This is a genomic window from Nostoc sp. FACHB-133 (assembly GCF_014698055.1).
Classification (GTDB): Bacteria; Cyanobacteriota; Cyanobacteriia; order Cyanobacteriales; family Nostocaceae; genus Nostoc.
Window position 1 is genome coordinate 1 of sequence record NZ_JACJSH010000071.1, and the last position, 23,688, is coordinate 23,688.

Annotated in this window: 37 protein-coding genes; 11 read left to right on the top strand and 26 right to left on the bottom strand. The window is 40.0% G+C overall.

Features of this window, described 5'->3' with window-relative positions; all coding sequences use genetic code 11:
* Positions 1–70: 70 nt before the first annotated feature.
* Positions 71–481, bottom strand: coding sequence for a hypothetical protein (locus tag H6G86_RS32580; protein ID WP_242065087.1), 411 nt, complete (start codon positions 479–481; stop codon positions 71–73).
* A gap of 33 nt (positions 482–514) precedes the next feature.
* On the opposite strand from H6G86_RS32580, the gene H6G86_RS32585 reads away from it, so the two are divergent.
* The 4 genes from H6G86_RS32585 to H6G86_RS32600 all read left to right on the top strand — a co-directional run bounded on the left by H6G86_RS32585 (position 515) and on the right by H6G86_RS32600 (position 4,065).
* Positions 515–841: an aminotransferase class I/II-fold pyridoxal phosphate-dependent enzyme gene (locus tag H6G86_RS32585; protein ID WP_313931538.1), complete on the top strand. Its 327-nt coding sequence runs from the start codon at positions 515–517 to the stop codon at positions 839–841.
* Between the two features lie 114 nt (positions 842–955).
* Positions 956–1,474, top strand: a complete 519-nt coding sequence (locus tag H6G86_RS32590) for a pyridoxal phosphate-dependent aminotransferase (RefSeq protein WP_242065088.1) — start codon at positions 956–958, stop codon at positions 1,472–1,474.
* Positions 1,475–1,554: 80 nt separating this feature from the next.
* Complete coding sequence (locus H6G86_RS32595; RefSeq protein WP_190937789.1) at positions 1,555–2,910, top strand: cystathionine beta-synthase; 1,356 nt, start codon at positions 1,555–1,557, stop codon at positions 2,908–2,910.
* 12 nt (positions 2,911–2,922) lie between these two features.
* On the top strand, positions 2,923–4,065 hold the full coding sequence (locus H6G86_RS32600) for a cystathionine gamma-synthase (RefSeq protein ID WP_190937790.1): 1,143 nt from the start codon (positions 2,923–2,925) through the stop codon (positions 4,063–4,065).
* Between the two features lie 72 nt (positions 4,066–4,137).
* On the opposite strand, the gene H6G86_RS40250 is transcribed toward H6G86_RS32600, so the two are convergent.
* A complete protein-coding gene (locus H6G86_RS40250) occupies positions 4,138–4,299 on the bottom strand; it encodes a hypothetical protein (protein WP_524538520.1) in 162 nt (53 codons plus the stop codon).
* A 194-nt stretch (positions 4,300–4,493) separates the two neighbouring features.
* Here H6G86_RS40250 and H6G86_RS40255 point away from each other — a divergent pair, with 194 nt between their 5' ends.
* Both H6G86_RS40255 and H6G86_RS32610 read left to right on the top strand, forming a co-directional pair.
* Positions 4,494–4,760, top strand: coding sequence for a hypothetical protein (locus H6G86_RS40255; RefSeq protein ID WP_520449549.1), 267 nt, complete (start codon positions 4,494–4,496; stop codon positions 4,758–4,760).
* 174 nt (positions 4,761–4,934) lie between these two features.
* The gene (locus tag H6G86_RS32610) at positions 4,935–5,270 is read left to right on the top strand and encodes a hypothetical protein (RefSeq protein ID WP_190937791.1); all 336 of its coding nucleotides are present in this window, start codon (positions 4,935–4,937) and stop codon (positions 5,268–5,270) included.
* Between the two features lie 4 nt (positions 5,271–5,274).
* On the opposite strand, the gene H6G86_RS32615 is transcribed toward H6G86_RS32610, so the two are convergent.
* The gene (locus H6G86_RS32615; protein WP_190937792.1) at positions 5,275–6,762 is read right to left on the bottom strand and encodes a multicopper oxidase family protein; all 1,488 of its coding nucleotides are present in this window, start codon (positions 6,760–6,762) and stop codon (positions 5,275–5,277) included.
* 554 nt (positions 6,763–7,316) lie between these two features.
* Here H6G86_RS32615 and H6G86_RS32620 point away from each other — a divergent pair.
* Positions 7,317–7,457, top strand: a complete 141-nt coding sequence (locus H6G86_RS32620) for a sigma-70 factor domain-containing protein (protein ID WP_242065089.1) — start codon at positions 7,317–7,319, stop codon at positions 7,455–7,457.
* A gap of 98 nt (positions 7,458–7,555) precedes the next feature.
* On the opposite strand, the gene H6G86_RS32625 is transcribed toward H6G86_RS32620, so the two are convergent.
* The 9 genes from H6G86_RS32625 to H6G86_RS32670 all read right to left on the bottom strand — a co-directional run bounded on the left by H6G86_RS32625 (position 7,556) and on the right by H6G86_RS32670 (position 12,848).
* A complete protein-coding gene (locus H6G86_RS32625; RefSeq protein WP_242065090.1) occupies positions 7,556–8,416 on the bottom strand; it encodes a class I SAM-dependent methyltransferase in 861 nt (286 codons plus the stop codon).
* A 132-nt stretch (positions 8,417–8,548) separates the two neighbouring features.
* Positions 8,549–8,854, bottom strand: coding sequence for a hypothetical protein (locus H6G86_RS32630; protein ID WP_190937794.1), 306 nt, complete (start codon positions 8,852–8,854; stop codon positions 8,549–8,551).
* Position 8,855: 1 nt separating this feature from the next.
* Entirely contained in the window at positions 8,856–9,155 is a 300-nt protein-coding gene (locus H6G86_RS32635; RefSeq protein WP_190937795.1) for a hypothetical protein, read from the bottom strand.
* 310 nt (positions 9,156–9,465) lie between these two features.
* Positions 9,466–11,007, bottom strand: a complete 1,542-nt coding sequence (locus tag H6G86_RS32645) for a Ku family protein (protein ID WP_190937796.1) — start codon at positions 11,005–11,007, stop codon at positions 9,466–9,468.
* A gap of 2 nt (positions 11,008–11,009) precedes the next feature.
* On the bottom strand, positions 11,010–11,297 hold the full coding sequence (locus H6G86_RS32650) for a hypothetical protein (protein WP_190937797.1): 288 nt from the start codon (positions 11,295–11,297) through the stop codon (positions 11,010–11,012).
* A gap of 4 nt (positions 11,298–11,301) precedes the next feature.
* Positions 11,302–11,484, bottom strand: a complete 183-nt coding sequence (locus H6G86_RS32655) for a hypothetical protein (RefSeq protein ID WP_190937798.1) — start codon at positions 11,482–11,484, stop codon at positions 11,302–11,304.
* Between the two features lie 11 nt (positions 11,485–11,495).
* A complete protein-coding gene (locus tag H6G86_RS32660; RefSeq protein WP_190937799.1) occupies positions 11,496–11,936 on the bottom strand; it encodes a hypothetical protein in 441 nt (146 codons plus the stop codon).
* 16 nt (positions 11,937–11,952) lie between these two features.
* The gene (locus tag H6G86_RS32665) at positions 11,953–12,273 is read right to left on the bottom strand and encodes a hypothetical protein (protein ID WP_190937800.1); all 321 of its coding nucleotides are present in this window, start codon (positions 12,271–12,273) and stop codon (positions 11,953–11,955) included.
* Positions 12,274–12,338: 65 nt separating this feature from the next.
* Positions 12,339–12,848, bottom strand: coding sequence for a hypothetical protein (locus H6G86_RS32670; RefSeq protein ID WP_190937801.1), 510 nt, complete (start codon positions 12,846–12,848; stop codon positions 12,339–12,341).
* A gap of 149 nt (positions 12,849–12,997) precedes the next feature.
* Between H6G86_RS32670 and H6G86_RS32675 the strand changes: the two genes are divergently transcribed.
* Complete coding sequence (locus H6G86_RS32675) at positions 12,998–13,234, top strand: hypothetical protein (protein WP_242065091.1); 237 nt, start codon at positions 12,998–13,000, stop codon at positions 13,232–13,234.
* A gap of 54 nt (positions 13,235–13,288) precedes the next feature.
* Positions 13,289–13,756, top strand: a complete 468-nt coding sequence (locus H6G86_RS32680) for a helix-turn-helix domain-containing protein (RefSeq protein WP_190937803.1) — start codon at positions 13,289–13,291, stop codon at positions 13,754–13,756.
* A gap of 99 nt (positions 13,757–13,855) precedes the next feature.
* Here the strand turns inward: H6G86_RS32680 and H6G86_RS32685 are convergent, their stop codons facing one another.
* Positions 13,856–14,386, bottom strand: coding sequence for a hypothetical protein (locus H6G86_RS32685; protein ID WP_190937804.1), 531 nt, complete (start codon positions 14,384–14,386; stop codon positions 13,856–13,858).
* Positions 14,387–14,888: 502 nt separating this feature from the next.
* On the opposite strand from H6G86_RS32685, the gene H6G86_RS32690 reads away from it, so the two are divergent.
* Both H6G86_RS32690 and H6G86_RS32695 read left to right on the top strand, forming a co-directional pair.
* Complete coding sequence (locus tag H6G86_RS32690; RefSeq protein WP_190937827.1) at positions 14,889–15,443, top strand: GNAT family N-acetyltransferase; 555 nt, start codon at positions 14,889–14,891, stop codon at positions 15,441–15,443.
* A 14-nt stretch (positions 15,444–15,457) separates the two neighbouring features.
* Positions 15,458–15,931 carry a hypothetical protein gene (locus tag H6G86_RS32695; RefSeq protein WP_190937805.1) on the top strand — a complete coding sequence of 158 codons (474 nt, stop codon included), beginning with the start codon at positions 15,458–15,460 and terminating at the stop codon, positions 15,929–15,931.
* A 300-nt stretch (positions 15,932–16,231) separates the two neighbouring features.
* Here H6G86_RS32695 and H6G86_RS32700 read toward each other — a convergent pair whose 3' ends face one another.
* The 13 genes from H6G86_RS32700 to H6G86_RS32760 all read right to left on the bottom strand — a co-directional run bounded on the left by H6G86_RS32700 (position 16,232) and on the right by H6G86_RS32760 (position 23,680).
* The gene (locus H6G86_RS32700) at positions 16,232–17,464 is read right to left on the bottom strand and encodes an RNA-guided endonuclease InsQ/TnpB family protein (protein ID WP_190937806.1); all 1,233 of its coding nucleotides are present in this window, start codon (positions 17,462–17,464) and stop codon (positions 16,232–16,234) included.
* 208 nt (positions 17,465–17,672) lie between these two features.
* Positions 17,673–17,993: a hypothetical protein gene (locus H6G86_RS32705; protein ID WP_190937807.1), complete on the bottom strand. Its 321-nt coding sequence runs from the start codon at positions 17,991–17,993 to the stop codon at positions 17,673–17,675.
* Between the two features lie 13 nt (positions 17,994–18,006).
* Positions 18,007–18,219, bottom strand: a complete 213-nt coding sequence (locus tag H6G86_RS32710; protein WP_190937808.1) for a hypothetical protein — start codon at positions 18,217–18,219, stop codon at positions 18,007–18,009.
* Positions 18,220–18,246: 27 nt separating this feature from the next.
* A complete protein-coding gene (locus H6G86_RS39135) occupies positions 18,247–18,798 on the bottom strand; it encodes a hypothetical protein (RefSeq protein ID WP_242065092.1) in 552 nt (183 codons plus the stop codon).
* Between the two features lie 259 nt (positions 18,799–19,057).
* Positions 19,058–19,429, bottom strand: coding sequence for a hypothetical protein (locus H6G86_RS32720; protein WP_190937809.1), 372 nt, complete (start codon positions 19,427–19,429; stop codon positions 19,058–19,060).
* 10 nt (positions 19,430–19,439) lie between these two features.
* The gene (locus tag H6G86_RS32725) at positions 19,440–20,546 is read right to left on the bottom strand and encodes an NAD(P)/FAD-dependent oxidoreductase (protein WP_190937810.1); all 1,107 of its coding nucleotides are present in this window, start codon (positions 20,544–20,546) and stop codon (positions 19,440–19,442) included.
* A gap of 27 nt (positions 20,547–20,573) precedes the next feature.
* Entirely contained in the window at positions 20,574–21,458 is an 885-nt protein-coding gene (locus H6G86_RS32730) for an isopenicillin N synthase family dioxygenase (protein ID WP_190937811.1), read from the bottom strand.
* Positions 21,459–21,594: 136 nt separating this feature from the next.
* Positions 21,595–21,804: a hypothetical protein gene (locus H6G86_RS32735; protein WP_190937812.1), complete on the bottom strand. Its 210-nt coding sequence runs from the start codon at positions 21,802–21,804 to the stop codon at positions 21,595–21,597.
* Between the two features lie 11 nt (positions 21,805–21,815).
* Positions 21,816–22,160 carry a hypothetical protein gene (locus H6G86_RS32740; RefSeq protein WP_242065093.1) on the bottom strand — a complete coding sequence of 115 codons (345 nt, stop codon included), beginning with the start codon at positions 22,158–22,160 and terminating at the stop codon, positions 21,816–21,818.
* A gap of 15 nt (positions 22,161–22,175) precedes the next feature.
* Entirely contained in the window at positions 22,176–22,391 is a 216-nt protein-coding gene (locus tag H6G86_RS32745; protein WP_190937813.1) for a hypothetical protein, read from the bottom strand.
* The gene (locus tag H6G86_RS32750; protein WP_190937814.1) at positions 22,388–22,588 is read right to left on the bottom strand and encodes a hypothetical protein; all 201 of its coding nucleotides are present in this window, start codon (positions 22,586–22,588) and stop codon (positions 22,388–22,390) included. The genes H6G86_RS32745 and H6G86_RS32750 overlap by 4 nt, the downstream gene beginning before the upstream one ends.
* Positions 22,589–22,628: 40 nt before the next feature.
* Complete coding sequence (locus H6G86_RS32755; RefSeq protein WP_190937815.1) at positions 22,629–23,402, bottom strand: ERF family protein; 774 nt, start codon at positions 23,400–23,402, stop codon at positions 22,629–22,631.
* Positions 23,403–23,419: 17 nt separating this feature from the next.
* Positions 23,420–23,680, bottom strand: a complete 261-nt coding sequence (locus H6G86_RS32760; RefSeq protein WP_190937816.1) for a hypothetical protein — start codon at positions 23,678–23,680, stop codon at positions 23,420–23,422.
* Positions 23,681–23,688 lie beyond the last annotated feature (8 nt).

Here is a 23,688-nt window from a genome sequence, read left to right on the forward strand (position 1 = left end):
ACCAGAAACCTCTGAGACTTTTATTTACATTGCGATGATCCGGATTATGGTCAGGCGACTGGCATAATTTTTAACTCGCTTCGACTTTTAAAACATCCTCTAAGAGCGCCAACATCTGTTGAGCTTGGGTTGTTGGTGTGCTTGACTCCTTAGTTTCAGCTTGAGAGGTTTGCTTATTACTTGATGCAGAGTCAATAAAGTTTTTGGTATCCCGGTCATAAGCAGAGAAATTCTTTAACAGAGGCATTGGTATCCATTCATTGATGCCGCCGTAATAAACTGCTCGATCAACTGGTGATTGTGCAGCAATCTCCATTATTTGGGTTGAGGTAATCTTGCGATCGCTGGGGATGAGTTGAGTGGCAATCATGGTATTGTAAGATGGGACGTTATCAGGATGAACCAACGCCACAGAGGTTAACTGCGATGGCGTAACCGCCCGCCGGAGGCGATCGCAGTCCGCCAGAAATGCCCAAGTCATCGGTGTGAGGGTTCTGCACGACAATCCAGAATTGTGTTTGAGCCGTATTACGAAAACTATGGCCCCGATGCAATTTTAGCTGGTGCGACACCCCGATACGTCACACTATATCCCCCTGACTGGACATTTGATGAAGCTGAGTTGCGTCAAGCTTTCAACAACAATACAAAAGCTATTATTATCAACACCCCACACAATCCCACAGGCAAAGTTTTTAACCGTGAAGAACTTACCCTAATTGCCGAACTATGTCAAAAGTGGGATGTTCTCGCATTTACAGATGAAATCTATGAACACATTCTCTATGATGGTACTCAACATATTGCACTAGTAGTCTGCCAACCCAAAAATGCTAAGTGAGGACTGGGGAAAGGGGAAAGGGAAAAGGGGAAAGGATTTAAACCCTTTCCCCCTTCCCCCTTCCCCTTTACCCCGCCAAGTTCCCTTGGCGTACTACTAGGCACCCTTCCAGGAATGGCAGATCGTACTATTACCATTAACGGTCTTTCCAAAACCTACAGCGTCACTGGTTGGCGAGTCGGCTATATTTTAGCAACACCTGAATTAACAGGAGCTATCAGAAAAGTTCATGATTTTCTTACTGTGGGTGCGCCTGCACCATTACAACGAGCCGGAGTAGCCGCCATGCAGTTGCCGCCATCTTATTATCAAGAACTAGCTAGACTGTATCATGATAAAAGAAATAGCATTCTCCAAATTTTAGATCAAGTCGGAATTCCTTATTTTGTCCCCCAAGGTGCATATTACATATTTGCGGATATTTCTAAATTTGGCTATAAAACTGATATTGAATTTACCAACTATTTAATCAAAGAAATTGGTATTGCTGTAGTTCCAGGTTCTAGCTTTTTTAACCAACCAGAAAACGGAAATTCATTTATCCGCTTTTGCTTTAGTAAAAAATCAGAAACATTACAAACAGCAAGTAAAAAATTACTAAAGCTACAGTCAAATCTCAAACCTACATTCTGAAATTAATTTCTTTCTTAGTGCTGAATTTCAACATCCCTCAATCCAACAAAAAGAAAGATTCATAACTCTAGAGGGTAAATATGACTACTTACGAAAATATCTTGCAAGTAATTGGTAAAACTCCCTTAGTCAGACTGCATCACGTAACTGAAAATACCCAATCTCCTATTTATGCCAAAGTAGAATATCTGAATCCTGGTGGTAGTACCAAAGATAGAATTGCTCTGGCAATGATTGAACAAGCTGAAAAAACAGGTGAACTACAACCAGGGGGAACTATTATTGAAGCTACCGCAGGTAATACTGGTGTAGGATTAGCATTAATCGCCGCAGTGAAAAAATATCAATGTATTTTTGTCATGCCTGATAAGATGAGTCAGGATAAAATTAATCTGCTCAAAGCTTATGGCGCAGAAGTAGTTGTCACACCCACATCTGTAGCACCTGATTCTCCAGAAAGTTATAACGGTGTCGCTGAAAGATTAGCTAAAGAAATACCGGGCGCTTATAGACCAAATCAATTTGAAAATCCCCACAATCCTTTAGCTCATTACTTAACTACTGGCCCAGAAATTTGGTCAGATAGTCAAGGTAAAGTTGAAGTTTTTGTTGCAGGTATGGGAACTGGCGGCACAATTTCTGGAGTGGCAAAATATCTCAAAGAGCAAAATCCCAATATTGTAATTGTTGGTGCAGATCCAGAAGGGTCTATTTTATCAGGAGATAGCCCTAAATCTTATAAAGTTGAAGGAATTGGGGAAGACTTTATTCCTAAAACTTTTAATCGTCAATTAGTTGATGAAATGATTCGAGTTACTGATAAAGAATCTTTTAATATGGCGCGTCGTCTAGCCAGAGAAGAAGGCTTACTAGTGGGAGGTTCTTGTGGTACAGTAGTAACCGCAGCTCTCAAGTATGCAAATCGACTATCACAGCCAAAGTATATTGTAGTTTTATTACCCGATACAGGCAGAAACTACATTAATAAAATCTACTCTGATGTCTGGATGCAGGAAAATAGTTTTTGGGAAGGTAAAACTGTAAAAACTATCAAGGTTGAAGAAATTTTACAACAAAAAACTGATTTCCCTTCTTTAGTAGCTATTAGTTCCAATGATACTTTAATTAATGCCACAAATCTGCTGCAAAAGCTAAATATATCCCAGTTACCTGTTATTGATCACAATCAAGTAGTAGGTAGCTTGAATGAGGCATCGTTAATGAAATTTCTGCATGACGGAATTAATTTTTCTAACCAAACAGTTTTAGCTGTGATGGGTAAGCCGCTACCAATTCTCGATGAAAATGTGGATGTAGCAGAAGCCTATCGAGTGCTTTTATCTGGAACTACAGGAATTATTATTACGCGGCATAATACTCCTATTGGATTAATTACCAGAGCAGATTTAATTAGATATTGGATTAGTCAAAACTAAGACGAGAAAAAAATGGAATTTGAAACAAAAGCAATTCATGAAGGACAACCATCAGACCCAGAAACAGGTGCTGTGATTGTGCCGATTTATTTAACTTCTACATACGAGCAAGCCGCAATAGGTCAACACAAAGGATATGAATATTCTCGCACGGGAAATCCTACCCGAAATGCTTTAGAAGAAGCTTTAGCTGCTATTGAAAACGCTAAATTTGGTTTAGCATTTGCCTCTGGATTAGCTGCTACTACCACAGTTTTAAGTTTACTCAAAAGTGGCGATCATATTGTTGCTGGGGATGATTTATATGGTGGTACTTATCGTTTGTTAGAAAAAGTAGTGAAAAATTGGGATGTAATAACCACTTATGTAGATATTGATGATATCTCTAACTTTGAGGCTGCTATTCAACCCCAGACTAAATTGATTTGGGTGGAAACTCCAACCAATCCCTTGTTAAAAATAATTGATATTGCTGCGTTAGTAAAAATTGCTCGTCAACACAATATCATTTTAGTAGTTGATAATACCTTCGCCAGTCCTTATTTTCAAAGACCACTGGAATTGGGTGCAGATATTGTAGTCCACAGCACCACCAAATATCTAGGAGGGCATAGCGATGTTATTGGCGGTGCAGTTGTGACATCTAATCAGCAACTATACACCGAATTGAAATTTTATCAAAATGCAATTGGGGCAGTTCCTAGTCCTTTTGATAGCTGGTTAGTACTGAGAGGAATTAAAACTCTAGCTGTGAGAATGCGAGAACACGAAAAAAATGCTTTAGTATTAGCTAAATTTTTAGCACAACATCCCAAAGTCGAGCGTATTTATTATCCCGGTTTACCTAGCTACGAACAGCACCAATTGGCAAAATCACAAATGTCTGGTTTTGGTGGGATGATTAGTTTGGAATTAAAAGGCGGTTTTGCAGAAGTGGAAAAATTTGCTGCTCGTCTCAAGCTGTTTTTGTTAGCAGAAAGTTTAGGAGGTGTAGAGTCATTACTTTGTTATCCTGCGAAAATGACTCATGGTTCTTTACCAGATGCAGAAAGATATAAGCGGGGAATTAATGATAATTTAGTCCGTCTTTCTGTGGGTATTGAGAATGTATTAGACTTGCAAGCTGATTTAGAAAATGCTTTGTCTGGGACATAAGCTGGTAAGACGTTGTGGTATTGCCAGAATTGTCGCGTCATTTAGATTAAGCCTAGCTGAATACAGTTGATTTCAATTGGATAATTGTAAGAAAGAATGTAACCGAAGCTGCGATCGGTCATAGTATTGGCGAGTATGTAGCCGCAACTCTTGCAGAAGTTTTTTCTCTAGAAGATGCCTTATCTCTGGTAGCAACACGCGGACAGTTGATGCAGCAACTTCCCACTGGAGCAATGCTTTGAGTTCCTCTGTCCGCAGACAAGGTACAATCTCTGTTAGGTTCAGAACTTTCTGTTGCTGCGATTAATCAGCGATCACAGTGTGTAGTTTCCGGTTCCATAGCAGCAATAGAGGTACTACAAAATCAGCTTGCTGCTCAAGGGATTGAATCTCGCCAACTGCATACTTCCCATGCTTTCCATTCGTAAATGATGGAACCAATTTTAGAGGTATTTACAGAGCAAGTAAAAAAAATTACTTTAAATCCCTCAAAAATTCCTTATATTTCCAACCTAACTGGTACTTGGATTACAGTCACCCAAGCCACAAATCCTGACTACTACGCTCAACATCTGCGTTCCACAGTACTGTTTGCCCAAGGTGTAGAGAAATTATTGGCAACGCCAGAGCAAGTCTTACTAGAAGTAGGGCCAGGGCATACACTAACTACATTCTTCCTTGGTGAAAATGGTTAACTCCAGTAAGTAAGAATCAGAATCGAAGGTGACACAAGGTAGAAAAGGGCGTGTGCAAGCAGGTAAGAAATAATATTAGCCTTTAGCATTGGAACTACTGCAAAATAAAATGATTAACAGTTTCTTAAGCTACGATTAGGGTAAAAGCTCCTCTTCACTAAAAGAGAAAAACTTATGTTGAAAATATTTTTTGTGTCAATAATTCTGTTTCTTTCTTCCTTACTTTTAGCTCCAATCGCTTTTAGTATGCCACTGTCACAAAACTTAGCATTGATTGCAGAAGTGACTGTAACTAATCCTCAGCCGCAGATGAAATTAGAACCAACTGAAACTGTTAAATCCTCTGAAACTACACAAAATAATCAAAAACAGGATAGTTCTGCAAAAACATTAGAGTCAACTTCTAAGCAAACACCAAAACCCATAGTCCAAGGTACTAATCCTCAACCTCCTCATCCTTATGATATGGAGAAAATGGAAAAATTCGATCAACAACTGTATGGAGACTAAAATTTTAGAAGGGTGGTGCGGGAAGTGGTTTTGCTTTCGCTGTTGTGATTGGATTTGCTCCCCCTGAGCCGACCTCAAATTGAGTCATCATATCGTGGTCTTCATGAACCAAGTTATGGCAGTGCATCATATACTTACCTGCATGAGGTCCATATTTGGCTATCACCCGTACAGTTTGACCTGATTCCACCAAGAATACATCTTTCCAACCTCGTTCATAAGGTAATGGTGGCAAGCCATTGCGGTCTATCATCTGTAAATCTACAAGATGAATGTGTACAGGATGTATCCACTCACCTCCAGTATTTACGAGGTTCCAAATCTCAACATCACCAACACTCGGATTGGCATCAATCCTGTTCTTATCCCAAGTTCTATTGTTAATCTGCCATAGTTGGTTGCCACGACCAAAGCTAAAGGTTCTGGTTCTGACTGCTGAAGATACTGGTATTATCTGTACAGGACGTAAAGTATTGGGTATGTCACTATCATCGCTTTCTTGCCTGACCACATCAAAACGCATTACTTGCTGAGTACGATTGTCAGAATCGATGTTACTTGAGAATATAGGATTCTGTAACACTACTTGGGTACCAATGGGATATTTAGAAAAATCGATAATAAATTCATAACGTTCAGCGACACCAATCCGTAGATTTTTCGTTCTGACGGGGGCGCTGAGTAATCCAGCATCGGAGGCGATGATAATTAAATCATCTTTTGTACTTAGTTGTAGTTGACATGTGCGAGAAGTACCAGCATTTAATATTCGGAAACGATACTTGCGATTCGCTACCTCCATCCGAGGATAAGGTACTCCATTCACCAGCATGATATCGCCATATAGACCTCTTTGACGGCGATCGTCAAAAATAAGGGAGCCATCACTGTCAAATCTTTTGTCTTGAATAATCAGAGGTATATCGTAGTCTCCTTTCGGCAAAGGCAGATTTAACTCTAGGTCATCCTCAATAATGTACATGCCTGCTAACCCCATATATACATGACGAGAGGTTTGGTGAAGTGCGTGGTCATGATACCAGAGGGTAGCCGCCCGGTTGTTAGGATAGATATAATCTTTGTAGTAACCAAAGGGAATAAAATCTTCTGCGTAACCATCATACTGAGGTAAAGAAGCCATCCCATGCAGATGGATTACCATTGATTCTGGCAAATTATTAATAAAACGTACTATTGATTGTCTACCGCGTTGCGCTCGAATAGTAGGGCCAGGTGTCATGCCATTGTAGCCCCAAATCTTAGTGTTTAATCCTGGTAAAATCTCTACTTGGCTTTGTTGCATAGTGATTTCATAGTAATCTCCATTAGAGTCACTATGTACAGGATTGAGAACAGGTGGAATCCGAAATGGCTGTTGAAAAAGTTTAATTTGTGGGCTGAACTGGCCAGCTCCCATACTCAAAGCCCCTAGCGGTAGCATAAGCGTACTCTTTCCGATTAAGTTGAGTGCATCCCGTCTAGTAATTACCATACTGATGTCCTTTTTTTAGTATTCGGCTCTGAGTCTTTTTATGTACACAAATATGCTTTTAAATACCTATATAGCAGGTATGAAAGCTACCTAAACCTATTTCGCATCTATGCGCTCACTCGTGAGCAAGATGATTTGTATGTATAAACATATAACACCTACCCCCTTCTATTTAAGGTATTGAAGTATTTTTTTACTAATTCACCCGATTTTCAAATACAGGAAACCTGACTTTTCCCGTTAAGTCAGGAACTCTCAAAGTAGCTTGGGTAATGCCATAATTAATTCTCAACAAGTTAAGTTTAATTACAAAATTTACCACAGGTAGAACCTTGGAACGGAGGTATAGTAGGCGATCGCTCTTGAGGTGTCTTCAATTGATGACGGACATCCTTAAAAATGATTATCTTCTAGATTGAATTCATCTATTGCAATCTCAGGTTAATATTTTTGGCTGTTTAAATCAGGAAAATTAATTCACTGATTTGATTTATACTTTTAAGTTCGTCTAAATATCAAAAAAGTTTTGTCGTATGTCCAGCCTGAGTCCATACATGTTTCGTATCTATTTGCAAGAGATTGGTCGTTACCCAATGTTAACCGCAGACCAAGAAATTACTTATGGCAGGCAGGTACAGCAAATCATGGCAATTGAGCAAAGAAAAAATGTACTCACCCAACAACTAGTTTATTGATTTATTTTCATCCGATTCAGGAGCCAGGATTCAAAATTCAGTGATGAAAGCCCTCAAGGTGAAAGCGACGGCTGGGCTGATTTATTCTTGGCAAGTGCCTAACCTCTCACAGGTGCTTTGCGGGCAACATGAACAGCAGAAAGAAACTCAAGTTGTACGCTATCTCCAAATTTTTCTAGCTTCTCTCGCAATCCTACGCATAGTAACTCTTTGGCTTGTGGCTCTACTCTGTGCAAGGTAATCAAAAGCTTGAGGTAGTCATCAATGCTATAGGTGACTTTACACGTGGTTTGCTCGACAACCAACTCTTGAAAACAATTGGAGTCTAAAATCTCTTGTTCAAAACCCCTCAAAACCTCCGCTTGAACTTCTGCACCGTCATATCGGGCAAATGAGGGAGCATAAGCTTGATACACTTCCTCTAGAACTTGGTAAATTTCGTATTTCGGTTCTGGGGTCAGATTCCATAGCAAAATAAGAAAACCGTTATCGCACATTGCCGATGCTACCTTGGTATATCTAATCTCTGGCGGTATCCAGTGAAAGGAATTGGCTCCTAAAACCGCATTGAACTGTTTTGCTTCTAGTTCCCACTCCTCAAATGAAGTATTGCAAATTGTAACTTTTGGATATCGATCACAGTTGTGTTGTGCCAAATGATAAAAATCCTGGTTTGGCTCAATACACGTCATTGAAAAACCAAATTGAGCAAAAGCCACCGTCGCATTTCCTGGACCACAACCAACCTCAAGAATCGACGCATCTGAGTCAAGTTGGGCTAAAGCGACAGACCGATCAATTAATTCCTTCGGATAGTGTGGTCTTGCGTTGTAATAAATATCAGCAACAGGAGAATACCAAGTCCTTCGCTGTTCCAAATCCATAGAAGCTCTGGCATTTATATCTTGTCTAAAGTTTTGCATAAACTGAGGCGTGTCAGCGATGAAGTCAAATTTCATTTTAGAACCAGCAAGGGATCTGTCAAAATTTTTATTAAGGTTATTTTGAGTATTTTAACTGATTGACAAAAGGCACTTTAATTTAACCTTTATTAGCAACATCAAAAGAAATAGATTTAGCCCATTAATTATTTATCTCCCACCCAATCCGGGAAAAAACTTACTCCAAACACTTTGCTTTTTTGTCCCTAATCCTTCTGCACCTAAAACATTCTCTAGCCCTTGCTGATTACTCTGAATCTCCTGCATATTAAAAGAATGAATCACCTGAGCTAACTCTGGACTGTCTTCTAACAATTCAGCTTCAAGCTCTAACTCCTCCCGCAAAAGTTGAGCATTTCGGCGCAAGAACATCTGCTGATTGTGTCGCTGTCTGACAAGGGATTCGGTTAAGTGTAATTGTTCTTCAAAACTCAAATTATCGTATTCGTTATACATTTTATTCAACTCCGATCAATCCAAAGTATTCTGCCGATAATTCCATCAAGTATCTCAAGGCTAAACAATCGCCGTAGTTTGTGTATATTTGAGCAATAGTCATGAAAAGTTCTAGTAGATTATCAGGCGTTACTTCAGTGAAACGAGAAGCCAAATTAAATGCTGAGTTTTCATCTTCTGGCTCTAGTGGCAGTGCGTCTGTCCAGACTATTAAACCTCGCTTGTCCAGTTCTGCTAAAGAAATATCATTCATAGCATCAACAACTGAATCTGGTGCATATTTTATCAATAGCTTAATCACCAAATAACACCTCCATAAAGTAGCTGATATCCCAGCTTCAATCTCGTAATAAATTCGTCAGTATTACGATTGCCCCAAACTGGGTTACTAGGGCTTTTTATCCAGTTGATTGGACTATGACAAATCTCATTATGACAACGGTAGCACGTAGGAAATGTAGATTGACCAATGATGTCGTTGCCGTAGTAAGCATGATGGATTTCTTCACTTTTCTTAGTCAGGCAAACGACACAATAATTGTGAGTTTTTCGGTGAGCGATTGCTACTTGTTTTCTGTACTCTTTGGGATTACCATACCGAGCATTCCAGTTTAATTGTCTGGGTAGCCGAGATTTTCTAATAGTAATTTTACTCCCTTTTCGTTTAATTCTTGCCCCGTTAATTCGTGCCACTTTTGTTTGATTTCCTGAAAATGCGGTCTTCTCCCTAATTCTGTTGCCCATTTTCTAATTTCTTCGTACCAGTCAACCTGCTGCTGTAAGGATTGCTGATTATTTTTAGAACTATTAACAGTGTCAGCATTCGGTTTGAAATCTTGTTTTTGTTCCAGACCCTTGATATCAAATTCTGGGATTAGGGCAACAAAGGGATTAGAGCGAGTGGGAATCACTAAGGCATATCGAACTCCGGCTTTATCTAACATTTCGCAAGCCTGTCGTAAGACTTCCAGAATCTCCTTTTTAACGTTTACAAAGTCTTGGGGATGGTCAAGGATATAACTCGATGTCTGCCCCATCGCAATAAAGCAAACATTTTTCAAGGACGGGCGGCTAAATCCGGTTTCCCCAGAGAGTGGGGACTGGCCCATAAATAAACCATGACTTTTTAACCCAGCAGTGAATTTGATGATATAGTTCCAAAAACCTTGCAAGTCTTTGGCAGTGTCAGCATCAACCATTCCTGGAAGTCCTTTACCACCACCATAAACACTATCAACTTCATCTTGAGCAAGAAATAATTCTGGGACACCGTGACATTCACCACCAACTTTTGCAACTCTTGCTTTTTGTTGATCAATCATGCCAGTTGCAAAGGTAATCCAGTTTTTTAATTCTTTCATGCCGTCAAACTTACGGCTAAACTTGCACAGCCATCTGGTGACATCATCCTTTGGATCGCTGCCGATGACAATTGCTGGTGCTTGAGACTTGACACCAATTTTATTGATAATCACCCCTGCTAGAGTGGACTTCCCAGACTGTGTTCCACCAGAAAGGTAAAAATGGTGATTACTGCGAAGAGTCATATTTTGATTAGATGCAGCATCACACAGTTCATCAATCCAAGCACCATCAATTCTGATGTAACCAGGATAATTTGCTGCTAGGGCTTGCAGAATTTTCATCGCATCCGGATTAATCACGGACTGCACCGACTCTTCATCAATATCAGCAATATCGGGATTGGGAATACCAGTCGGTGAGGATGATTGTTGTACTGGTGGTTCTGGGAGTGTAACCAACCCTTGCAACTGATATTCAGCTATCCACCGGGGGCGCTCTTGCATTGGTAGCCGATTTACATAGTCAGCAACTCTGCGTTTAGCTGCGATCGCAGTAGTGACATAATTGTATGCTGCCTGACCCTGTAAATGCTGTTTGAGTGCTTTGAGGTCAGCTTCTAGCAAAGACTGGTAAACTTTTTCCTTACTTTCGCTGATTTGAGCGGATACCCCAAACAACCCAGCACTGATCGTCCCAGCGCCGAGTAAGATTCCGGTTGTTATTCGGTCAGTATTTAAGAAAAAAGGAGCAGACAGACACATAACTGCACTTGCTCCTAAAGAACATAAAATAGTCCGTTCTGCATGAATAGCACTACTAACAGTTAGCCGTTCTAGTTCAAATGTCATTGCTATCGCACCCCCAACGCAACACCAGCTGCAACTAATGTTAAGAAAATAAACAGGAATATCACCCCAGGCATTAACCCAATGGTGAAAGTCTTGCGGTTGAAACCGAATCCTTTAACGACTAAGCCAGCAAAGTTAAAGAAACCAACTGCCAAACCGCAAATGCAAATCATGCCAATAATCCACACCAAGAATTGACTGACTGGGCTAGAAACTGAGAGAAATCCCATTAACATTGACAGCCCGACTCCAGAGACGGCATATCCAACGAAGGACAGTTTAATTTGCATAATCTCAATAAATAAAAAACGTAACTGATTTGGGTTTGTTGTTATCAAATGAGGTTGTCCAGTTTAAAGTTTTTCCTTCTGTGTTCATCTGCTCTTGGATTTCCTGAATATTCTCTGGTATTTCCTCTAAAGTGACGGATTCTTCTGGCTTGAGGTCTTTGATATTTTGTTCTTGTTGATTTTTCATATTTTTCTCCTTTAGAACCTAAAGCTGTCTCCCACTTCATCAAATGCTTTCTCGTATCCCCCCAATTGACGTTGTTGTTCAATAGAACCGAAAGCATGACGGATCACCGCTTCCCCATGCAATGCTCTGGTTCGCTGCAAATCCTCCTCAACCTTCATGGCTTCTTGAGAATATGCCAACTGGTTTTTATACATCTCTGCTAAAGATTGCAACTGTTTGAGCTTGTGCCGGGAGAACTTTGTATGTAACCACTTCTGTGCTTTTAGAGTGCCAGCGACTTCTGCTTCATCCAGAACTTCCTGTGCTGTAGTGTAAGCTGGCAATGTGTAGCGATCGCGGATTGATGAAGGTAAATTACCCTCAATTTGTGTTGCATCCCCAACTCTTAAATCCGTTGATACTACTCCATCACCTTTCCCGCCAAATAAACCAGGAAGCCATTTCCCTAACATTCTTTTCTCCCCCCTACTACTTAAAATTGGTATAAGTCTGCTGTACTTGTTGAACTTGTGAACCGATATATCGGGTTATGCCATATATGCCCATGAACGAAAACATCAATACTGTTATTGCTGCGATCGCAGTTTGAGCCATCATTCCCCGTTGCATTAACTCCTCAATCTGTCTATTGGACTGCGATCGCGTTCTCGACTCATCAATAATTTGCTGGACTATTAGGAATTCTTCTGAAGATAGGTTTTCTAGTGTCAGCCCCGACAGATTCAATTCCCCGTCCTTCTTCAGGTGAATATTTAATGCTTTGCGATGGGTTTGGTCTTGTTGCTCCATATATTGCCACGCCCAAAACGAGGGTCAATAGCAGCAGATTCAGTACTGCTGCTACCAAGATTAATTTATTCGGTCGCATTTGTTGGGCTAATGCCGAAAATACCCGCAACGAGTTCGTCACCGATTGCACGAAAGGAATCTACGTCAGCTTCTTCCTCCATCGCCTTAGAGACAAACTTACTCACCACGTCCTTGGGGGCATTGCGAATCGTTGATAACAACTGGTCAGCTTTATCAGTTGTGTAAGCATCAATCCCGACGTTGAGAACATCCTCCAAGGATTGAATTTCTTGGTTTGAAACCTGAGATGCATGAGCGATCGCGCCTTGCAATGGAGGAATGGATTTACGGCGGGGTGAGTTTTTACCGAGTTTACCATTGCCATTTTTGGACTTGCCATTAGCAGTGGTCAAAGCAGTTGATTTCTTGGCTTGTACAACTTGAATTGCCACTTCTTGGGCTTCGGCATCATTCAAATTATCAACATCCATGCCAATAGCTGATGCGGCGGACAAAATATCGCCCTCATCAAACTCAATCCCTTGCAAAGTTAGTATTTGTTTGATTTTTTCCATATTATTTTGTTTCTTATACGGTACTACACCACTAATATAGTCTATATTGGCTACATATCACATAAGAACCCAAAAATATTTATTTGTAGGGTTCTTGTCCCATAACCAATCTCATTTGATAATCTGGGTGATTAAATATGGATGCAACAATGCCTAGAACAAAAGCACAGGGAATGACCAGGATTGAACTTTACGTGCCAACAGCACTCTTTGAAGAAGCAGAAGAACTGGCCGAGTTTGAGGGTTGGAAATTATCAGAACTACATCGTGTATTTTGGGAAAACGGTTTTGGCGTTTATGTTGAGCGCAGTAATAAGAGAATGATTAACAAACGCTTGAGAGAGAAAATTTCCCCTGACGTTGCCAATCAGGGAGAAGAAGAGTAATTTTCGCGCCCAGGTTTAACCTGGGCATTGTTGAAGTAAAGGGAGCAACAAAATATGCAAAATATTCAAGAAGCATACAGTCTTGCTTGGGTGAAAACAGCTTGTGAACATATTTTAGGTAAGAATATTTGTCAAAGAACTTGGCGTAACTGCCTAAGAATATGTGGCGTTCAGCCTTACAAGAGAGAAGTCAAGCTCAAAGAGTGCTGCTATTTATTAGGACTGATATATCTGAAACGTCAAAATCCTTTCAAAAAGTATTCTTTATCTGACGTTTCATTGTTACTGATGAAGGATAAAGCACGATTTACCAATTTTGGCATTGATTTAGAAAATCTGGAATTTCCACTTTTAGGACGGGAATTACCGGACTATATCTATGAACAAATAGGTTACAAAGTTAGTTTGCGAACCCTCTACCGTTGGGCATCTAAACGCCGTATTCCTTTCTCTAAGTTACGCATCATTAACCAAAAAGAATTAAATCGTTGGTTAGAATTAGCAAGTATAGCGAACGCATAGTGAATATTTAGCTTTTAATACATTTACTTCCCGCCCACCACTTGACTTTTAAATGAACGAGTGCGCCATGAGATTGACATTCTGCCTTTCAATATAATGTCAATCTAATGGATTTTGTTCTAGATACTGGCGCACTCCCGCGCTCATGGCTACAAGGTTTGGTTGTATATTTTTCCCTAAAAAATCTTCAACTACATGAGCAATTGTACTTGTGAGAAAGAATGGTACTCCCTTAATTTTTTTCGGGTCAATCACTAGTTCACCACGGCTTTCAATTACTGTATTATTACCATCTTCCAGAAAGCGGTTTTTGCCATAACACTTGACTGCTTCTGTGAAAGCGTGAGTTTCAATACGCCATTCAACTGTCAAATCTGCCTGATTCCAGGTATTATATTCTGTCCAAGAAAGCATATCTTCACTGAGCAGAACTCTTGCTGCTGCTGGAATTTCACTCCCACCGTGCCATTCATTGACAGTATAAATATTACTGCCTGCTTCCTTACGTGATAAAAGTGTGATCTGACGCACGTTTGGCATATAGGGAACTAGTTCAACTAATTTGTCCCGATAGGTAGCATAAACCAGGGAGCGTGGAAAAGGAATTTTGGTATCAGCAGAGATGAGCATTAATTCATACCATATTCAAATATAGACACAACGGGGAATTACCAAGAGTTTAGCGAGCGTAAATGAGGTTTTTTTTGGTTGATCCGCCTGAATTTGGGTTAAAACGTCATCTATATTTTACTGTCGCATCGGATCACAAAGCGGCACAAAAAAGCAGCAAGGTCTGCCGTGACATCTAAAAGGCTTACTGTGTATAGATGTCACAGAAAGCGGCAAGATTGGGTAAAACTCTAGAACCCTTGCTATTAAAGGAATGTCACAAAAAGCGGCATGGTTAAATTATGAACTTGGTGTCACTTGAAAGCACTCAAAGCTATACAGGATGGGTGTCACAAAAGAAGTGGCAGGGTTGACGAAAAAAAATAGGAATGAAAAAAAGCCCTGTTTTTGGGGCTTTTTTCTGAAATGGGATCGAGAGCCATTGTTCTTTTTGGGCTAGATAGACGGTTATGCTGCTGATTGATGGTATTGATACAATTAGTTCATGGGTAATTTTGGTGCAATGCTTCTTTTGGTAAAACTAATTCGCGGTCAAGATAACACGGTTGTGGAAGCAGATTTAGTGGAGCTATTGCAAAAGCACGTCGATGATTATGCCAACAAGTGGAAAGAACAATTGAAACTGTACGACCAATCAGACAAATTTTGGGACTGGGAGTTTAAACTTGAGTTTATTATTAATAGACAAGCAAACCGTGAAGGTTATGCTATTGAATATGAAGATGAAACTCAAGGGTTAATGCTGATTGAAACCCAAATGCACGGTTCTCGTCTACAAGAGGGAAAACGCTTAGTATATGTTGACGGTATAGCTACTGCACCTTGGAATCGGACATATATTCAACGTCCTCCGAAATTAAAAGGTGTTGGGACTGCATTCTTAGCGTTTGCCAGAACTCGCAGTTTAGAGCTAGGTTATGAGGGAAGAGTAGGGTTACACTCACTACCGGGAGTAGAAGAATTTTATGATAACCAAGGCATGATTGATGTGGGAGAAGATGAAGATTATGACGATCTAGTTTACTTTGAGTATGGAGTTCGCCGTTCTTCTGTATGAGGTAGTAAAGCTAAATGAGTCAATTATTTGATGAAGAATACTTAAGAAAAGCTGTTGGAGCTGAGGATAAAGTTGGTGGCAATATTGGGGCTGGATTAGATTGGGGTTCAGCATTTGCCGGATTAATGGGCAATCTAGAACTTTTGGGACGTTTCACAACGTTGCGTATTTCTCTAAATAGAGAAGTGCGGTTGCTACTGAATAATTGGAATTTAGGCACGGCTACGAAAATCGCAGTTATTGCTGCAAGAGAAAGAATACTTGAAAAGTTTAGATTGCCGACACCAGAGGTAAGAGAATACATACTTGCTACTCTGGAAAATGATGAACTTTATGGCGAAGAATTCATTTCTAATCGAGAGATACTGCGCGAACTGCTTGGGTTGTTATTAAAACAAGAAGATTGGGAAACCATTGCAGCAGTTGCAGCAGATTCGTTAAAGAAAGAAATTATACATCAAGCGGCCAGTGAAAAGATTTCAGCATAGTCAAGCTCATCGCAATAATCCTATTTGAATTATTTTTTTTGCCAACAAGTGTGTGCTGTTTAACCTAGCCTTTCTTCTAGGTTCTCAACGTTTAAACTTTGTGAGATGACTATTGATTCTTACGGTAAATGGCGATTTATCCCATACATTGAAGGAATGGGATAAATCGCCATCTTTTGTAAAAAGTTGAGCATTATTCTTCTAACTCGGACTTTTCCATTTCTGGTGAAAAGTTGGCTCTACACTGCTCAAGTCATCTATTATTAGAGACACTTCTCAGTATGTGGGCATCGACGTGAACTACCCACACTGACTTGGAGTACCAAGTACAGTGTCGGCTTCTGTAATCACGAGGGAGTGCCGCAACTTGGACTTTCGCCCTAGTTTTGGTCTTACCTCCCCTCCTACAGCAGAGACGGCTGAACCTTCCGCCTTTATCATTCTGATACCCTCTGCTCTAATATTTGCGGCTGCGTTTCCATCACGATCATGATGAGTATTACAATGAGGACAAGTCCAGTCACGGACATCCAATGGCATCTCACCTATTTGATAGAAACAATTAGAGCAAAGTTTTGAACTGGGGAACCATCTATCAATCTCAACTAACCTCGCACCTTTGCGTTCTAGCTTGTAGGCTAGAAAATTAGTGAATGTTCCCCAACCCACATCAGATATTGACTTTGCCAATTTATGATTGCGTACCATGCCTTTGACATGAAGATTCTCTACTATGACAGCTTGGCTATCGCTGACCAACTTATAACTAAGTTTATGTAGAAAATCTTGCCGCGAATTACTAACTCGCTCGTACACCTTGGCAACAACTCTTCTATATCTATTTCTTGAATTACTCCCTTTTACCTTACGTGCTAATTTTTTCTGCTTACGCTTGAGATTTTTTTCATGTTTGGCAAGGTATTTAGGGTTGTCGTATTTAGAAACTTTCTCGCCATCGGTTACAACAGCAAAGTGTTTCAAGCCTAAATCAATACCATATATCTTACCTTCTGAAATAATTGGGTTTTCACCCTCTAACTCGGTCAGTATAGACGCAAGGTATTTACCGGAAGGTGTTTTGCTTACAGTAACAGTTTTGATTTTCCCCTCAATCGGTCTATGTATTTTGGCTTTGATTACCCCTATATTGCCAGGGAGTTTAACATTGCCATCTACAATTTTGACGTTTTGAGGATACTGGATAGACTGTTTTTCGTTCCTAGATTTGAATTTAGGGAATCCAGCACGTTTCTCAAAAAAGTTTTTGTAGGCTGTAGTTAGATTGAGTGTCGTAGCCTGTAAAACTTGGCTATAACAATCAGCTAACCACACAGTCTCTTCTGCCTTTTTGAGTGTAGGAAGAAATGCGTTGAGTGCCGCACGGCTAAGTCCTTTCCCCGTTTCCTTATAAGTCTCAATTGACTTATTTAGGGCATAATTCCACCACCAACGAGCGCAACCAAAAGCTTGAGCTAATTGAATTTGCTGCTCAACTGATGGATATAAACGAACTTGTACAGCCTTGTGCAACACTCAACATCACCTCCTCAATGCATTTATTTTACCATAATATGTAATTTGTGATAAGTAAGCAAAAGAAAATAATTGTTGACTCGTCATACATCTAATATTTGTTTTTGCTGTGCAAAAAGTTAATATTGGATGCAATCCTCGTCAACCACCTTATATCTCGCCACTGATTTGGAGTACCAAATTCAGTGGGAGACTTACGGCGTAATAGTTAAGTATTGGATATTGTCTCCAACTGTTGCTTGAGAATTACAATTTTAGTTTGATGCGCTTCAATCTCGGCTTCAAGTTCAGTACGTAATTCAATCGGTGTCAGTGGATGAATTTTCTCCTCTTCAAGATGTGACACTTCAGAAAAATCGTTTTTATCTATGACAGCATAACGCCAAGATTCGTTACATAAGCCAGTCAGTAGATTATTGGGTGGATAATACTGAATCCCAACAATCACTCCCTGCTTGGTTCTCTGCCCTAACGAGTATTTTGGTAATGTCCAATAATCGGGAATAGTAACAACTTTTGAAGTTTCCATGCGATTGCTCCTATTATTGTCTTAATTGTGTTTGTACTACTCGCTGCTGCCTTTTTTCTACCAAAGCCTGACCAATAGATCCCCCAGTACCCAGCCCTAACATTCCTGTTGCAATCATGTACATTGTATTTCTGCCAAAAATTTGCACTCCTAAATACCCGATAGATATGGCCGCTAATGTGCTGGTCAGACTTACAACAATTACTCGTGTTTGATTCCGTTTCATAATTTAAATTCCTTTCTTTGATAGAGATTATGAATCCTTCTTTTGTTTGACTAGCACCGAACGCAAATACTGTCGGCAAGCTGCTTCTCCTCGATACATCAGAATACGAAGGGCCTCGACTTCCTGTATCGGAGAAACACAAATCTCAGCGATGGCTGGAATCAAATTCTGTTGTGAACGCACATAGTCTTGATGGTGCTGCTCTAATTCCTGAATCTTAGAATTCAACTGCTGTATTTGCCGTAATGCTTGAGTTAAGGAAGATTCTTTATTTTGAGAGCGATTATCCAAAGTGAATGTCATATTATTGCTCCTATGTACAACATTAGATTGATGGGCTGACCAATCAGAACATTTTTCATCAAGTAAGCGCGAGGATGAACAGTATTCAGTACTGCCCATTGAGAAGGGAGGCTCATCTTTTATTGTTGGTTTTTTCGGCGGTTCGTGTTTGGATAACAAAGTGCTGAAGTCGTAAATCGTTACTGTTGATTTGAGTTCTGGCTCCGGTTTTGGTTTCGACTCTATGGCAAGTTCAGGAACGCCTAAACCAACTGCATCTTTAATTTCTTGCTCCATGATCTGATTCTCCTTGTTAGGTAAATTGCTTCACCTGCTCGATTGCGTTGACTAGCTGATATAAAACGTAAAAAGCATCATTTAGTGCCACATCATTTCAGATAAAAAATGCTCTGACGATTGAATTTTACGATAAGCTCGACTACTCCCCATAAGCTGCAACGTATATTGACAATCCTGCAATATAGCCTGAATCTCTGATGTGGTTAACTTGAAATACAATCGTTGTTTCTCGTTCTAAAACTTGTTTTGAAGAATACTAAGACTTGTCCCGTTGCCTAAAACTTTTCCAATCAGGGCAAGTTTTCTCTTCTACCCCAGTAGGATGTATCGCACAAACCAGCATTACTCCTTCGTATTCAATACCATGAAAATTCCGGCATCCTCTACAATTTGTGGGTATTGCGTTGCGTCTTTCAATTAATATTTTGTCAATCTCTGACTCGATTTGAATTTCATGCAGACTCTTGACAGCAAAACAAGAACCACCTAATAACAAACACGTTCCTGCAAGTACACTTCTTGCGCTTGCCCCGCTAGTTAGCCCTTTGAACATAATTGTGCTTCCCAACAGTACTGCTGTTATTCCCATTACTCCAGCACAAATATTTAAGTACTTCAGTTTTGACATCGGCTTATACTTATAGAGAATTGGTATTAGCAAAGCGTTCTGCTAAAGGTGGTACCATTACTAGCGGATTGCTTAATCCACTAAACACATAAACATTGTCTAATCCTGGAACAGCACCAATTATAGGAAATTGATTCCTACTAAATGCCACTAAGCAATGATGCCAAATTCCTGGTAAATTCTTCAAAGTTGGTAACACTTCCCCGACACTTTCTCGCAACCAATTTTCACTCGCTTGTGAATTTACCTTGGCATGAGGATCTGTGAGAACGCGGCTAATTTGACCCAAGCGTAAACTGCCATCTTGAAATTGAATTGCGCCAGCATCTAAAATCGCTGTTACTGGTTCATTACCTGGATGATCCCAAACTTCATCGACTTGAGCAGATTGGGCTTCTAATTGAAATCGTTGCACATTTGCTGGCATAACTAAGGTGCTTAACTTGACATCAACTGGTGCAGTTTCAATTATTTCTGCGTGGGTAAAATATATTTTAGTGGAAATACCAGATGCCTTTAATAGTTGGCGGCTAAGTCCACCTGCACAAATGACAACATTTGCACTGTGGTAAGTTGCAGTAGTGGTTTTTACACCACTTTCTAATATTTGCAATACTTGGGTAATTTGCACTTCACCCCCACCACGCAAAAAAGCTTGAATGTAAGCTTGTGCTGTTTTTTGTGGATGAATATGACCGTGTTTAACAGTTAAAGCACCAGATATCGCCTGTTGATTTAGGAGTGGTTCCAGTTCAATCGCTGCTTCTGGGCTAAGTAAATGTGGTACATCGGCACAATTATTATAGGATGCAGCGATCGCTTCTGGGTCACTAGAAACTGGAATAGTCAGTAATAAATCTAATTCCCGAAACTCGATATCAGCGTCTAACTCAAGAGATAAGATACGATAGCGAGCGCTTGCTTCTTTGCACAATTGGCGAGTAAATGCTGTAGTACCCGACCAATACGCAAGCCCACCATAACTATAACGAGTTGCATTCTGTGGTATTTCATATTCTTCCACCAGAAGTACGCCAAAGCCTGCTTTTCCTAATTCATAAGCAAGTGCAGCACCCGTAATCCCACCACCAACTACAATCCAGTCGTAAGTTTTCATCTCGAATTTCCACTCAGCAACAACCATCTAATATGTTGCTTGTAACCGTTGTAAAAGATATTCTCTTGCTAAAATAGGCGGATAAATAGGGGATTTTTCTTTTTGGCAACTTTGTAAACAAGCAATCTCTACATCATCATTAGGATGACAGAAAAAAGCAATAGAATACCGAGACTGGTTTACCCTGCCGTCATTAGGAATCATCACCCGATGGTGAGTTGAACAAAAAACATGATTTGTCCACCTCTGCATTAAATCACCAGTATTAACTATAACAGTATCAGGAATTGCAGCCGCCTCAATCCATTCTCCTGCTGTTGTTCTTACTTCCAGCCCACTAACTTCATCTTGGAAAAGTAAAGTAATGCTGCCATAATCAGAGTGTTCCCCAGCACGGACTTGTCCGGGTTTGGGTGGTGTTTGCAATGGGGGATAGTGGAGCAAGCGCAAAGTATGATTGTATTGATTGTGCTTTGTCGTCAAAAAATCTTCAGGCAATTCCAATGCCAAAGCAAAGATTTGCAATATTGTGTTAGCTAGTTTTGTGCAACTTTCATAGAAAGCAACAATACAAGCATCCATTCCAACACTACCTTCCTTGTTGACATTAAACGCCTCTTTTAAGTCACCTGGTTTATTAGGGTCAAGACGTTCTCTTTCAAGAGCAACATATCCTGTATTACAAAATTCATCACTCCAAGCAAGCTTTTGCTTAACTTCTAAAGGTTGTTTAAAAAAAGATTGATTGTAGCTGAACACTTGCTCTATTAAGTCTTTTGAGATTCCCGAATTTTGCAAGTAGATGAAACCGATTTCATGGCAAGCTTGATAAATTTGTTTCACGACAGCTTGCCGATTTGTTGCATTGCTACGAGTGAAAGCACTTAAATCAATTATTGGAATTGTGACCATTGATTATTCAAGATATCGTATTAATAGTTAACAAGTTGTAAGAACTCAGGTTGATACTCCTGTAAAGATGTTGCACTTGTCAATACCCTCAGACCTGAATTCTTACTTAATTTCTTGCTCTATGTCCAGATTCTCCTTATTGATTAAATTGCTCCACCTCACCAATTGCCTCTACTACTTCTCCCAAAATATTGAAAGCATCGTTTAACACCACACCATTTGATGTAGAAAAGTACTCGGACGATTGAAGCCTGCGATAATCCTTACTACTCCCCACAAGCCGCAACGTATATTGACATCCTTGTAAAATAGTCCGAATCTCTGCTGTGGTTAATTTGATTTCCATCGTTGTTCCTCCTAAAATTTGTCCCGTTGAATACTGAAACTCGCTCCAATCAAAGCACTGCCCAAGAAGCCTGAAAAACAAACTAACATTGCACCCAGGCAGATATTTTTATGTTGCTCCCAACCAGAGATGATTATGTTGGGATTAGCATTGGACTCAATAATCTCCAGCCCCCAGCACCCCATTGCCCCTACTCCTGAAAACCCAGTCAAGAGCAGAGAGATAATTGCAATTGTTTCTATGGTGTGGTTTATGAATACTTTTGGGTGGAATCGTCTTCTTGGACGATGACTTTTAACTAATCGGACTTTTGGCTCTTGCATACTTGAACGAGAAATTTGTTTGTGATTAGCCATTGGTTTCACTTATTCTCATGAATTACTAGGAAAAATATGATCCTCTACAGACAACTTGAACTGTTTTATCCCTCCGCTATAGTGGATTTTGATGCCTGAAATTATTTCTTGTTCTGTGAGTTCTTCAACTTCTTCGGGGCAGGATAAATCGCGCCAAGGCAAACACTCTTTTATCCACTCTTTCGCCCATAAAAATTCGTTAGCAGTTAGCTGCTCGACTTGTACTTTCATTCTGCATTCTCTAATTCAATAAAAAACCCTGCACCAGTATTCTTAATCTTTACCAACTTTTGATTGACCAGTGTTTGAATCAGGCTAAGACTGAAGTTTATACTGCCCAATCGAGCGCTACCTCCACAACAGCGGAGGTATTGTAGGCATAGTGATGACTGGTCGGTAGTGGTGTGGTAAGTTGATTTTCTCGGCATGATATTTTTCCTATTGGTATTATGAGAAGATATGATTGATTCAATTAAATTCAGGCAATTGTGCAAGCGCTCCTTCCATCCATGCTTGAATTGCTTCCATTTCAGAAACACCTCGTAATACAGCATCGATTACCTGTTTCTGATAAGAGTTAACAGCATGGTTTGGATGTCCAAACTTATTACCAGCCCAAGCCAAACACATAGTCTTCACTAGTTCGTCAATCTGAACAGAATCAAGCTCACTTGGACTAGTCACATTTCGAGAATGCAGCCACTCTTTGACTAAATCGAGTGGATAATTTAAAAGTGTACGAACTTCTTTGACTCGCAAATCTTTTGGGTTGATTGATGGTGCAGTTACAGCTTGTTTTGGTGGCTGGACTCTATACTGTTGATTATCTTTGCGGGGTCTAATATTATTCTGTGGCTGTTCAGGCTTTTGAGGAGTAGCTGCACCTTCAGCATCATTATCTTCATCAGCAGTCACCGATAAAATTGCACAAACCGCATATCGTCGTGCATAAGTTAATGCTGCGCCAAACTTCTGAGAATCACTAATTTCGGGTAGAGGATAAGTGCTGGTGATATTTTCCCCAGATTCATGAAAAACATGAGTACGCAGTACGGTTTTACCTTCAAAAATTTCGGTGGTTTGAATTATTACTAATCCATATTTACCAAGAGCAGGAGTGACAGCATCTAACACAGCGTCTAGGGTTGCATATTTGCGCTTGTAGTGAGGATTAGTCCCGTCTTTTTGAATGGGATTAAACTCTGCCTTTGCCTTGATTAAAGCTTTGATTAATTCTTGCATTAGTCAATTCCAAACTCTTACCAATTGCTTTCATTGATATCACCAGACACTTTTTTGCTAGATTTAGCCTTATTTGTCTGAAACTCTGAGGCTTTTAGGACAGGCATTGCCGCTTGTTTTACTGAAGTTTTAGCTTGCAGGTAGAGAAATTGTGTCACTCCATCTGCGTCTTCTCCATCCTCAACTTGCGCCCATAAAGAACAACCCAGTTCCAGCGATTCGTAGTCGCCAAGATTGAATTTCCTAGAGTAACTAACAGATACAGTGGTAAATTTCATTTTGGTTG